At 71.5% G+C, this 12,518-nt stretch carries 9 protein-coding genes; 1 reads left to right on the forward strand and 8 read right to left on the reverse strand.

The window, feature by feature from the left end:
• Positions 1 to 41: 41 nt before the first annotated feature.
• The 8 genes from G9272_RS17090 to iolC form a co-directional block, all read right to left on the reverse strand.
• Positions 42 to 896 (reverse strand): ABC transporter permease, encoded by an 855-nt coding sequence (locus G9272_RS17090; protein ID WP_171397385.1) that lies wholly within the window; start codon positions 894 to 896, stop codon positions 42 to 44.
• Positions 893 to 3,538, reverse strand: a complete 2,646-nt coding sequence (locus G9272_RS17095) for a CocE/NonD family hydrolase (RefSeq protein WP_171397386.1) — start codon at positions 3,536 to 3,538, stop codon at positions 893 to 895. Before G9272_RS17095 ends, G9272_RS17090 begins: the two co-directional genes overlap by 4 nt.
• Positions 3,539 to 3,649: 111 nt before the next feature.
• Positions 3,650 to 5,053 carry an APC family permease gene (locus G9272_RS17100; protein ID WP_171397387.1) on the reverse strand — a complete coding sequence of 468 codons (1,404 nt, stop codon included), beginning with the start codon at positions 5,051 to 5,053 and terminating at the stop codon, positions 3,650 to 3,652.
• Between the two features lie 254 nt (positions 5,054 to 5,307).
• Complete coding sequence (mmsA, locus tag G9272_RS17105; protein WP_171397388.1) at positions 5,308 to 6,810, reverse strand: CoA-acylating methylmalonate-semialdehyde dehydrogenase; 1,503 nt, start codon at positions 6,808 to 6,810, stop codon at positions 5,308 to 5,310.
• Positions 6,811 to 6,824: 14 nt separating this feature from the next.
• Positions 6,825 to 8,717, reverse strand: coding sequence for a 3D-(3,5/4)-trihydroxycyclohexane-1,2-dione acylhydrolase (decyclizing) (gene iolD / locus G9272_RS17110; protein ID WP_171397389.1), 1,893 nt, complete (start codon positions 8,715 to 8,717; stop codon positions 6,825 to 6,827).
• Positions 8,714 to 9,550 (reverse strand): 5-deoxy-glucuronate isomerase, encoded by an 837-nt coding sequence (gene iolB, locus G9272_RS17115; protein ID WP_171397390.1) that lies wholly within the window; start codon positions 9,548 to 9,550, stop codon positions 8,714 to 8,716. The genes iolD and iolB overlap by 4 nt, the downstream gene beginning before the upstream one ends.
• Positions 9,551 to 9,557: 7 nt before the next feature.
• Positions 9,558 to 10,427, reverse strand: a complete 870-nt coding sequence (locus G9272_RS17120) for a Cgl0159 family (beta/alpha)8-fold protein (RefSeq protein WP_437184370.1) — start codon at positions 10,425 to 10,427, stop codon at positions 9,558 to 9,560.
• A gap of 11 nt (positions 10,428 to 10,438) precedes the next feature.
• The gene (gene iolC, locus G9272_RS17125) at positions 10,439 to 11,389 is read right to left on the reverse strand and encodes a 5-dehydro-2-deoxygluconokinase (protein ID WP_171397392.1); all 951 of its coding nucleotides are present in this window, start codon (positions 11,387 to 11,389) and stop codon (positions 10,439 to 10,441) included.
• A 176-nt stretch (positions 11,390 to 11,565) separates the two neighbouring features.
• Here iolC and G9272_RS17130 point away from each other — a divergent pair, with 176 nt between their 5' ends.
• On the forward strand, positions 11,566 to 12,492 hold the full coding sequence (locus G9272_RS17130; RefSeq protein WP_171397393.1) for a sugar phosphate isomerase/epimerase family protein: 927 nt from the start codon (positions 11,566 to 11,568) through the stop codon (positions 12,490 to 12,492).
• The last annotated feature ends 26 nt before the right edge of the window (positions 12,493 to 12,518 follow it).

The following is a 12,518-nucleotide window of genomic DNA, read 5'->3' on the forward strand; positions in this document are numbered from 1 at the left end:
GAGGACGGCCCTTCGAGACCGGTGGGTGACCCTCCGGTGACCTAGGACACCACGTCCTTGCGGGCGAAACCGCGGAAGGCCAGGGCGAACAGGACCAGGGCGTACGTTACCGAGACGGCGGTGCCCTGGATCATGCCGGACCACTCGGGGGTGGGCTGGACGGCGTCGGCCCAGGCGAACTGCCAGTGCGCGGGCAGGAAGTCGCGCCAGTCGCCGAGGGCGGTGACGGCGTCCAGGACGTTGCCGACGATGGTCAGGCCGACCGCGCCGCCGACCGCGCCGAGCGGGGCGTCGGTCTTCGTCGAGAGCCAGAACGCGAGGCCCGCGGTGACCAGTTGGGAGACGAAGACGTACCCGACCACGATCACCAGCCGCTGGGCCGCGGTGCCCGGGTCGAGCGCGCCGCCGGTGGGCAGCTCCAGGGAACCCCAGCCGTAGGCCGCGGAGCCGACGGCGAGGGCGACGACCGGCAGCAGGACCATCGCGGCCAGGCTGAGACCGAGGCCGACGACGAGCTTGGACCACAGGAGGCGGGCCCGGGGCACGGGTGCCGCGAGGAGGTAGCGCAGCGAGGACCAGCCGGCCTCCGAGGCGACCGTGTCCCCGCAGAACAGGGCGACCGGGATGACCAGGAGGAAGCCCGCGGACACGAACAGGTTGACGGCGGCGAAGTTGGCGCCGGACGCCGTCGCCGTGTCCATCAGGGTGACCTGGTTGTTGCGGCCGCCGGGCTCGCCGCCGATCGCGAAGGCGATGAGCAGGACGAACGGCAGGACGGCGAGGATGCCGCCCATGACCAGCGTGCGACGGCGCTTGAGCTGGCGGACCAGCTCGACGCGCAGCGGCAGCGTGCGGCCCGCCTGGTAGCCGGAGGCGACCTCGGTGAGCGTGCTCATGCGGAACCTCCGATCAGGGTGAGGAAGGCGTCCTCCAGGCGGCGGTGCGGGCCGACGGCCTGTACGGGCACGTCGAGCCGGACGAGTTCGGCGACCAAACGCTGGGCGCTGCCGTCGGCGTCCAGGCGGACCAGCAGGCCCTCGGCGGTGGGGGCCGCGGAGGCCACGCCCGGCAGCGCGGCGATCTTCTCGACGACCGGCTCCTCCACGGGGGTGGCGGTGCCGACGAGGAGGGTGTCGCCGGAGCCGACGATCTCGGCGACCGGGCCCGCCTGGACCAGCCGGCCCCGGTCCATGACCACGAGGTGTGTGCAGGACTGCTCGACCTCGGACAGGAGGTGGCTGGAGACGATGACCGTACGGCCGGCCGCCGCGTACCGGATCATCACCTCGCGCATCTCGCGGATCTGCGGCGGGTCGAGGCCGTTGGTCGGCTCGTCGAGGATGAGCAGGTCCGGGAGGCCGAGCATGGCCTGGGCGATGGCGAGGCGCTGGCGCATGCCCTGCGAGTACGTGCGTACCGCGCGGGCGAGGGCGTCGCCGAGGCCGGCGATCTCCAGGGCCTCCGCCAGGTGGGCGTCCCCGGCGGGGCGGCCGGTGGCCTGCCAGTACAGCTCCAGGTTCTCCCGGCCGGACAGGTGCGGGAGGAAGCCGGCGCCCTCGACGAAGGAGCCGACGCGGGAGAGGACGGGCGCGCCCGGGCGGATGGCGTGGCCGAAGACCCGGATCTCGCCGCCGTCGGGGCTGATCAGGCCCATCAGCATGCGCAGGGTCGTCGTCTTGCCCGCGCCGTTCGGGCCGAGGAGACCGAGGACCTGGCCCTTCTCGACGCGGAAGGACAGGTCGCGGACGCTGTAGCGGTCGCCGTTCGCGTACTTCTTGCTCAGGTCGGTGATCTGGAGCGGGACCTCGGCGAGCGCGGGGTCGGGGGCGGGTGTGGCGGTGCGGCGGCGGGCCGTCAGCAGCAGGGCCAGCGCGATCGCCGCGCCCGCGAGGGGCAGCCACCAGACCCAGGACGGGAGCGGGGCGGCCGCGGTCGTCACGGCGGGGGCGGTCGGGACCTTCAGGTCGCCCTTCATCGAGACGGTGTACGTCGCCGGGGTCATCGGGGACGCGTAGCCGAGGTCGGTGGAGGCGAGGACCAGGCGCAGCCGGTGGCCCTCCTCGACCTTGTGGTCGATCGCCGGGAGGGTGATCGTGACGTCCTTGCCGGCCTCGGCGCCCTCGACTCGGACCGGGGTGACGAGCTGGGAGGGCAGCACCTGGCTGCCGGCGCCGCTGACGTCGTAGACCTTGGCGAAGAGAACGGCGGTGTCGGACGTCGACTTCACATGGACGGTGACCGTCGGGGAGCCGGTGACGCGCAGGTCGCCGGTGACCGGGGCGGAGTCGAAGGCGGCGTACTGGCCGGGGAAGTCGAGGGAGACGCCGACGCCGAGGGAGGAGAGCTGGGAGAGGCCTCCGCCGCCGAGCCCGGGCAGGGCCGAGACGGCGGGCGGGCTGGCGCCCGGCGGGTTGGCGAAGGACTGCTCCTCGCGGCGGCCGGTCAGGGGGAACGCGCGCTCGCCGTTCTCCAGGCCGGGGTAGCTGTCCGCGCTCGCGCCCCTGAGCTGGGCGGCGCCGTCGGTGGAGTCGACGCCTCCGGTGCGGGTGACGCGGAAGGCGGGGCCGGTGTCGGCGGCCTTGTCGTCCTTGAGGTAGCGGTCGAACCAGGCACGCACGCGTGTCTGGACGCGATCGCCCTCCATGTCGCCGCCGTCGTGGCCGCCCGCGATCCAGTCGACGTCGACGGGGGCGCCGTTGGCGCGGATCGCCTTCTCGGCCGCGTCGGACTGGGCGAGCGTGAAGAGGGAGTCGGTCTGGCCCTGGATGAGCAGCGTGGGGACCTTGATGCGGTCGGCGACGGCGGACGGCGAGCGCTGTTCGAGGAGCTCGCGGGCGGCGGTGTCGGGGGTGCCGGACTCGGCGACGCGGTCGTACATCGCGGCCAGCGCGGGTTCGAAGCGGGCGGAGCCGCCGCCCGTGTTGAAGAAGATGCCGGCCCACAGCTTCTTGAACACGCCGTCGGGGAACAGGGCGTCCGCAAGGTTCCAGTAGGTGATCGCGGGGGCGATGGCGTCGACACGGTCGTCGTAGCCCGCGGCAAGGAGGGAGATCGCGCCGCCGTAGGAGGCGCCGGCCACACCCACCCGGGGGTCGCCGGTCCTGTCGAGCTGCACCTGTGGCTGCTTGGCGAGCCAGTCGATCAGCCGGGAGACGTCGGCGACCTCGCCCTTCGGGTCGTTCAGCCCGATCTTGCCGGTGGACTTGCCGAAGCCGCGCGCCGACCAGGTGAGCACCGCGTATCCGTCGCGGGCCAGCTTCTCGGCCTGCTGACGTACGTCGTCCTTGCTTCCGCCGAAGCCGTGCCCGAGGAGGACGGCGGGGCGGCGGCCGGCGGAGCCGGAGGTGAAGTAGGAGGTGTCCAGGCGTACGCCGTCCACCGCCATGACCCGGTCGGTGTGGTGCACCGCGGGCGTGTCGTCGTCGGAGGCGACGGCCGTCCAGGTACCGGCACCGGCGAGTACGGCCACGGCGGCCACGGCGGAGACGAGCCGTCGTGGCCGCCGTGGTCCTCGCAGACCGGGCAGTCGAAGATCCATGCTTCAACCGTACGGGGTCAACCTGTCGTGGAGTTGTCGACCGTAGACCGAACTCGTCGCCCTCCCGGGGGCGTACGGGCCGGGGCCGGCGTACACCAGTCGCGGTACGCGTCAGGCCCGCGCGTCGTCCGGGATCGACACCAGCCAGCGGGTGTCGCGGCGGGGGCGGAGGTAGAGGGCCCAGTAGAGGGTGGCGGCGGCGGTGATGCCGCCGGTCCACAGGAGGTAGGCCGTCTCCTGCTGGGTGAGGATGTAGCCGAGGACGACGATCAGCAGGACCGGCAGCACCGGCCACAGGGGCATGCGCCAGGCGTGGGTGCCCTTGTGCCGGCCGCGGCGGGAGAGCAGGGCGGCGACCGCGACGAGCAGGTACATGCCGGTCACGGAGACGCCGGTGACGCCGTAGAGGGTGTCCAGGTTCACGAAGCAGAGCAGCGCGCCGGGGACGCCGACGGCGAGGGTGGCGACCCAGGGGGAGCCGAACCGGCCGAGCTTGGCGAAGACGGCGTTGACCGGCTGGGGCCAGGCCTTGTCGCGGGCGGAGGCGAACAGGACGCGGGAGTTCTGGATGACCATCACGATGCCGGCGTTGATGATCGCGAGCGCCACGCAGAGGCTGACGAAGGTGCCGACGGCCGAGTTGGACCAGGCGGTGACCATGGCGCCGATGTCGCCGCCGGTGAGCTCGGTGAGGTCGGAGGCGCCGAAGGTGATGGCGACGACCGGGACCAGGATGATCACGGAGGAGATGGCAAGGGTGGCGAGGACCGTGCGGGCGACGTTGCGGCGCGGGTTCTCCAGTTCCTCGGAGAGGTAGACGGCGGTCGAGAAGCCCTGGGTGACGAAGAGGGCGATGGCGAGGCCGGAGACGACCAGCATGGCGGTGACGGTGTCGGTGTGGCCGTCGGCGCCGGCGACCCGCATCGAGACGAGGCTGCCCGCGCCGCGGTGGCCGTGGGCGAAGCCCAGCACCGCGACGACGGCGGCCGCGATGACCTCCAGGACCAGGAAGACGCCGGTGATCCAGGCGTTGGCGCGCAGGTCGAGCAGCCCGGCGAGGGTGGCGAGGAGCATGACGGCGGCGCCCGCGAACGAGGGGTCGAGGTGGACGACCGGGGCCAGGTAGTCGGCCGTGCCCATCGCGATCACCGGCGGGACGATCATGACGACGAGCAGGGAGAGGACGAAGACCAGCCAGCCGGCGAGCCGCCCGGCCAGCGTCGACACCATGGCGTACTCGCCGCCCGCGCTGGGGATGAGGGTGCCCAGCTCCGCGTAGCAGAACGCCACGGCGATACAGAGCAGCGAGCCGATCGCGATCGTGAGGGCGGTCGCGGTGCCGAGCGAGCCGAAGAGGTCCGGGACGACGACGAAGAGGGTGGAGGCGGGGGTGACGCAGGAGAGGGTGAGGAGGGTGCCGCCGACGACTCCGATGGAGCGCTTGAGCTTCTGGGGACCGTCGGGCACCGGCGCCTGGGGGGCGGTGGTGGCGACGGGGCGGAGCGTGTCGGTCATGCGGCGGGTCCGATCGACTCGTGCGGATGCCTCCGGCGGCTGTGGTGGTGCTGCATGGAACCCCGACGAAAACCGGCGCGTCAATAGGTGTTCACCTACGAAATCCGTAGGTCGATGGCGGGTTGGGCTGCGTTTACGGTCGTTCGCGGCAAGTAACTACGGTGGCTGGGCACGTACGGGAACCGCAGGCCCTGCGTCGAAAAAGCGTGAAGCCGTCCGGAGTCCGGACGGCTTCACAGGGGGAACTTCGACGGTCAGTGGTTGCGCGGGAAGCCCAGGTCCACGCCGCCCGGGCCGTCGGCCGGGTCCGGCCAGCGGGTCGTGACGACCTTGCCGCGGGTGTAGAAGTGGGTGCCGTCGTTGCCGTAGATGTGGTGGTCGCCGAAGAGCGAGTCCTTCCAGCCGCCGAAGCTGTGGTAGCCCACGGGGACCGGGATCGGGACGTTCACGCCGACCATGCCGGCCTCGATCTCCAGCTGGAAGCGGCGGGCCGCGCCGCCGTCCCGGGTGAAGATCGCCGTGCCGTTGCCGAACGGCGAGCTGTTGATGAGGGCCACGCCCTCGTCGTAGGTGTCCACGCGGAGCACGCACAGCACCGGGCCGAAGATCTCGTCCTGGTAGGCCTTCGCGGTCGTCGGGACCTTGTCCAGCAGCGAGATGCCGATCCAGTGACCGTCCTCGAAGCCCTCGACCGTGTAGCCGGAGCCGTCCAGGACGACCTCGGCGCCCTCGGCCGCCGCGCCCGTGACGTAGGACGCCACCTTGTCGCGGTGGACCTTCGTGATGAGCGGGCCCATCTCGGAGGTGGGGTCGTTGCCGGGACCGATCTTGATCTTCTCGGCGCGCTCGCGGATCTTCTGCACCAGCTCGTCGCCGACCGCGCCGACGGCCACCACCGCGGAGATCGCCATGCAGCGCTCGCCCGCCGAGCCGTAGGCCGCCGAGACGGCCGCGTCGGCCGCCGCGTCGAGGTCGGCGTCCGGCAGCACCAGCATGTGGTTCTTCGCGCCGCCCAGAGCCTGGACGCGCTTGCCGTTCGCCGAGGCGGTGGTGTGGATGTAGCGGGCGATCGGGGTCGAGCCGACGAAGGACACGGCCTTGACGTCCGGGTGCTCCAGGAGGCGGTCGACCGCGACCTTGTCACCGTTGACGACGTTGAAGACGCCGTCCGGCAGCCCGGCCTCCGCCAGCAGCTCGGCGAGCTTCAGGGCCGCCGACGGGTCCTTCTCGGACGGCTTCAGCACGAAGGTGTTGCCGGTCGCGATGGCGATCGGGAACATCCACATCGGGACCATCGCCGGGAAGTTGAACGGCGTGATGCCCGCGACGACGCCCAGCGGCTGGCGGATGGACGAGACGTCCACCCGGCTGGCCACCTCGGTCGACAGCTCGCCCTTCAGCTGCACGGTGATCCCGCACGCCAGGTCCACGATCTCCAGACCGCGCGCGACCTCGCCCAGCGCGTCGCTGTGCACCTTGCCGTGCTCGGCGGTGATCAGCTCGGCGATCTCGTCGCGGTGCGCGTCCAGCAGCGCCCGGAACTTGAACAGGATGGTGGTCCGCTTGGCCAGCGAGGACGTGCCCCAGGTGGCGTAGGCGTCCTTGGCGGCGGCCACCGCGGCGTCGACCTCGTCGACGGTCGCGAACGCGACCTTCGTGGTGACGGCGCCGGTCGCCGGGTCGGTGACCGGCCCGTACGTACCCGACGCGCCTTCGACGGTCTTGCCGCCGATCCAGTGGTTGACGATCTTCGTCATGACCGAGTACTCCTTCACAGATGGCGGCGTCGGGTAGAGACGTGCCGTTCGTACAGCTCACGTGCCTTCACCGCGGACGGTCGGGTCGCGGTCTCGGCCACAGGTACATCCCACCAGGCCTGCGCGGGCGGCGGGCCCGACACAGTGTCGGCCGTTTCCGTCTCGACGTAGACACATGTGGGAGTGTCGGCGCGGCGCGCCTCGGCGAGGGCCTCGCGCAGTTCGCGGACGGTCTTCGCGCGCAGCACGCGCATGCCGAGGCTGGCCACGTTGGCGGCCAGGTCGACGGGCAGCGGGGCCCCGGTGTAGGTGCCGTCGTCCGAGGTGTAGCGGTACGCGGTGCCGAACCGCTCGCCGCCCACCGACTCCGACAGACCGCCGATCGAGGCGTAGCCGTGGTTCTGCACGAGCAGGATCTTGATCGCGATCCCCTCCTGCACGGCCGTCACGATCTCCGTCGGCATCATCAGGTAGGTGCCGTCGCCGACCAGGGCCCAGACGTTGCGCTCGGGGGCCGCCAGTTTCACTCCGATGGCGGCCGGGATCTCGTACCCCATGCAGGAGTAGCCGTACTCCAGGTGGTACTGGTCCCGGGAGCGCGCCCGCCACAGTTTGTGCAGGTCACCCGGGAGTGAACCGGCCGCGTTGATGATCACGTCCGACTCGTCGGCGAGGGCGTCCAGCGCGCCGAGCACCTGCGGCTGCGTCGGCCGTACGTCGGGCTCCTCGGCCTCGTAGCAGGCGTCGACGCGCTGCTCCCAGCGCTCCTTGTCCTCCGAGTACTCGGTGACGTAGGCGTCCGTGACCCGGTGGCCGTGCGTCTGGAGGGCCGCGGTCAGCTCGCCCAGGCCGCTGCGGGCGTCCGCCACGAGCGGCAGACCGGCGAGCTTGTGGCCGTCGTAGGGCGCGATGTTGAGGTTGAGGAAGCGGACCCCGTCGGCCGCGAACAGCGTGTTGGAGGCCGTGGTGAAGTCCGTGTACCTGGTGCCCACGCCGATCACCAGGTCCGCCGTGCGGGCGAGTTCGTCCGCCGTCGCCGTACCGGTGTGGCCCACGCCGCCCACGTCCTGGGGGTGGTCGTAGCGCAGCGAGCCCTTGCCGGCCTGGGTGGAGGCGACCGGAATGCCGGTGGCCTCGGCGAACTCGGCGAGCGCCTCCTCGGCGCGGCTGTGGTGGACCCCGCCGCCGGCGACGATCAGCGGGCGGCGTGCGGCACGGATCGCGCGGACCGCCTCCGCGAGTTCGGTCGGGTCGGCGCCCGGACGGCGTACGACCCAGGTGCGCTCGGCGAAGAACTCGTCGGGCCAGTCGTAGGCCTCGGCCTGCACGTCCTGGGGCAGCGCGAGGGTGACCGCGCCCGTCTCCACCGGGTCGGTGAGGACGCGCATCGCCTGGAGGGCCGCCGGGATCAGGGCCTCGGGTCGGGTGACGCGGTCGAAGTACCGGGACACCGGGCGCAGGGTGTCGTTGACCGACACGTCGCCCGCGTAGGGGACCTCGAGCTGCTGGAGCACCGGGTCGGCGACGCGGGTCGCGAAGATGTCGCCGGGCAGCAGGAGGACCGGGATGTGGTTGACGGTCGCCAGCGCGGCGCCGGTGACCAGGTTGGTCGCGCCGGGGCCGATCGACGTCGTCACCGCGTGGGTGGACAGCCGGTTCGACTGGCGGGCGTAGCCGACGGCCGCGTGGACCATCGACTGCTCGTTGCGGCCCTGGTGGAACGGCATGTCGTCGCCGTACTCGATCAGCGCCTGGCCGAGGCCGGCCACGTTGCCGTGGCCGAAGATGCCCCAGGTCGCGCCGATCAGCCGCTGCCGTACGCCGTCGCGCTCCGTGTACTGGGCGGCGAGGAAGCGGACGAGTGCCTGGGCGACCGTCAGCCTCGTCGTCGAGGTCTGCGCCGTCATCGGTAACCCCCTGTGCTCTCTACGTGGTCCGGGTGGAAGCAGATCCGCCACTCCCGTGTCTCGCCCGGTCCCGCCATGACGTTCAGGTAGTACATGGCGTGGCCGGGCTGGGCGATGGCCGGGCCGTGCCAGCCGTCGGGGACGAGCACGGCGTCGCCGGAGCGGACCTCCGCGAGGACGTCGGATCCGCCTTCGCGTGAAGGGGATACGCGCTGATAGCCGAAACCGTTCGGGCCGTCGATCTCGAAGTAGTAGATCTCCTCGAGTTCGGCCTCCTCGCCCGGCCGGTGCTCGTCGTGCTTGTGCGGCGGGTACGAGGACCAGTTGCCGCCCGGGGTGATCACCTCGACGGCGATCAGCTTGTCGCAGTCGAAGGCGTCGGCGGAGGCGAAGTTGCGCACCAGACGGGCGCAGTTGCCGCTGCCGCGCTCTTCGACGGGGACCTCCGGCGCGGGGCCGTAGCGGGCGGGGAGTTGTCGCTCGCACTTCGCTCCTGCCAGGGCGAAGCGGCCTCCCGCGCCGGAGGCGATCTGGACCCGGGCGTCACGGGGAACGTACGCGAAGTCGGTTACCGACGCGAAAACGCTCTCCCTGCCCAGGAGTTGGAACTCTTCACCGGCTGTTTGCACGGTACATCCGCCTTCCAGCGGAAGCACGATCCACTCACTGTCACCCGTGGTGAAGAGGTGCGTGCCACCCGGCTCCAGCTCGACGATCCGCAGAGCGCAGTAGCCCCAGCCCGCTCGTTCGGGATCGATGTCGAGCGTGTAGTGGGTGCCGGCGGTGGTGCCGTGCGGGATGTACAGGTCGTGGTGCGGCTCTGTGTGTGTCATGCGGCCCTCACAGCAGTCCTACGGCGGTGTCCACGGCGGCGGCGACATCCCCGTCCGCCGGGTAGAGCAGCGAACGGCCGACCACCAGGCCCCGGACGGTGGGGAGTTGGAGCGCCCCGCGCCACTTCTCGTACGCACCGTCCTGGTCCTCGCCGACCTCGCCGCCCAGCAGGACGGCGGGCAGCGTGGACGTCTGCATGACCTCGGCCATGTCGTCGGGGTTGTCGGTGACCGGGAGCTTCAGCCAGGTGTAGGCCGAGGTGCCGCCCAGGCCCGAGGCGATGGCGATCGACTTGGTGACGGCCTCGGCGGAGAGGTCGTTGCGCACCTTGCCGTCGGGGGTGCGGCGGCTGATGAACGGCTCGACGAAGAGGGGGAGCTTGCGGGCGGCCATGTCGTCGATGGCGCGGGCCGTGGACTCCAGGGTGGTGAGCGAGCCCGGGTCGTCGTAGTCGATGCGCACGAGCAGCTTGCCCGCGTCGAAGTTCAGCCGCTCGATGTCCTCGGGGCGGTGACCGGTGAAGCGGTCGTCGAGCTCGAAGACGGAGCCCTGGAGGCCGCCGCGGTTCAGCGAGCCCATGACGACCTTGCCGTCGAGGGCGCCGAGGAGGAGCAGGTCGTCCAGGATGTCGGCGGTCGCGAGGACGCCGTCGACGCCGGGCCGGGAGAGGGCCAGGCACAGGCGCTCGAGCAGGCCGGCCCGGTTGGCCATGGCCAGCTTGTCGCCGCCGACGCCGAGCGCGCCACGGGCCGGGTGGTCGGCGGCGACGATCATCAGACGGCCGGAGTCGCCCAGCAGCGGTCTGCGCGGGCGGCGGGCGGCCGCCTCGGCGATCGCCTCGGGGTGCTGCGTGCGCAGGCGGACGAGTTCGGAGATGTCGACGGTCGTCACAGGACGGCCCCCGCCTTGAGCGCGGCTTCCACTTCGTCCGGCGTCGGCATCGCGGAGGAGCACTCCAGCCGGGAGGCGACGATGGCGCCCGCGGCGTTGGCGTGACGCATGATCTTCTCCAGGTCCCAGCCCGCGAGCAGACCGTGGCAGAGGGAGCCGCCGAAGGCGTCACCGGCCCCGAGGCCGTTCAGGACGTTCACCGGCAGCGGCGGGACCTCGGCGGACTCGCCCTCGCTGTTGACGGCGAGGACGCCCTTGGGGCCCTGCTTGACCACCGCGAGCTCGACGCCGGCGTCCAGCAGCGCCTGCGCCGCCGCCCGGGGTTCGCGCACTCCGGTGGCGACCTCCACCTCGTCGAGGTTGCCCACGGCGACGGTGGTGTGCTTGAGGGCCTCGACGTAGAACGGGCGGGCGGTGTCGGGGTGGCTCCAGAACATCGGGCGCCAGTCGAGGTCGAAGACCGTGGTGCCGGCCTTGGCCCGGTGGGCCAGGGCGGCGAGGGTCGCCGTACGGCTGGGCTCCTCGCTCAGGCCGGTGCCGGTGACCCAGAAGATGCGGGTCTCGCGGACGGCGTCGAGGTCGAGTTCGTGGGCGTCGATCTCCAGGTCCGGCGCCTTGGGCTGCCGGTAGAAGTACAGCGGGAAGTCGTCCGGCGGGAAGACCTCGCAGAAGGTGACCGGCGTCGGCAGCCCGGGCACGGCGGTGACCCAGCGGTCGTCGACGCCGAAGCCGCGCAGGGCCTCGTGCAGATAGGTGCCGAAGGGGTCGTCACCGGTGCGGGAGATCACCGCCGTCTCCCGGCCCAGGCGGGCGGCGGCGACCGCGACGTTGGTCGCCGATCCCCCCAGGAACTTCCCGAAGGACGTGACCTGCGGGAGTGGGACGCCCGTCTGTAGCGGATAGAGGTCCACCCCTATCCGCCCCATGGTGATCAGGTCGTACGCCATCGAGTTCCCTTCGTATCGGCTCGTCCCCGTGAGACCGCTCGTGGCACGTCCCCGGCACGTCCCCGTATCGGCTCTCACGGCTTTGTAGCCCCGCGCGGCGGGCCCTGTCAATGTTTTGTCCAGACATTCGGACCAGCCCTTGACACCCCCTTCGGTGAGACAGCACGCTGACGCCCATGACGTCGTTGTCACCTCAGTCACCAGTTTCCGGTGTTTCCCGTATCCGTGTCGGATCCGCCCCCGACAGCTGGGGCGTCTGGTTCCCGGACGATCCCGCCCAGGTCCCCTGGCAGCGCTTCCTCGACGAGGTCGCGCAGTCCGGCTACGAATGGATCGAGCTCGGCCCCTACGGGTACCTGCCGACCGATCCCGCGCTCCTCACCGAGGAGACGACGAAGCGCGGCCTGAAGGTGTCGGCGGGCACGGTCTTCACCGGCCTGCACCACGGCGAGGCCGTCTGGGAGAAGACCTGGGCGCACGTCGCGGACAACGCGGTGCTGGCCCAGGCGATGGGCGCGAAGCATCTCGTCGTCATCCCGTCCTTCTGGCGGGACGACAAGACCGGCGACGTGCTCGAGCCGGACACCCTCACCCCCGAGCAGTGGCGCAACCTCACCTCGCTGACCGAGCGGCTCGGCAAGGAGGTGCGGGAGCGGTACGGCCTTCAGATCGTCGTCCACCCGCACGCCGACACCCACATCGACAGCGAGGAGAACGTGGTCCGGTTCCTGGACGGCACCGACTCCGACCTGGTGTCGCTGTGCCTGGACACCGGGCACTACGCGTACTGCGGCGGCGACAGCGTCAAGCTGATCGAGACCTACGGCGAGCGGATCGGGTATCTGCACCTCAAGCAGGTCGACCCGGAGATCCTGGCGGACGTGCGGGCCAACCAGGTGCCGTTCGGGCCGGCCGTCGCGCGGGGCGTGATGTGTGAGCCGCCGACCGGCGTGCCTGCGCTGGGGCCTGTGCTGGAGGCGGCGCAGAAGCTGGATGTCGATCTGTTCGCGATCGTCGAGCAGGACATGTATCCGTGCGAGCCGGACGCGCCTTTGCCTATCGCGCAACGCACGCGGGCGTTTTTGAGGTCGTGCGGGGCGTAGACGCGCCCACCGGGGTGCCAGGCCTG

The organism is Streptomyces asoensis (genome assembly GCF_013085465.1).
GTDB lineage: Bacteria > Actinomycetota > Actinomycetes > Streptomycetales > Streptomycetaceae > Streptomyces > Streptomyces cacaoi_A.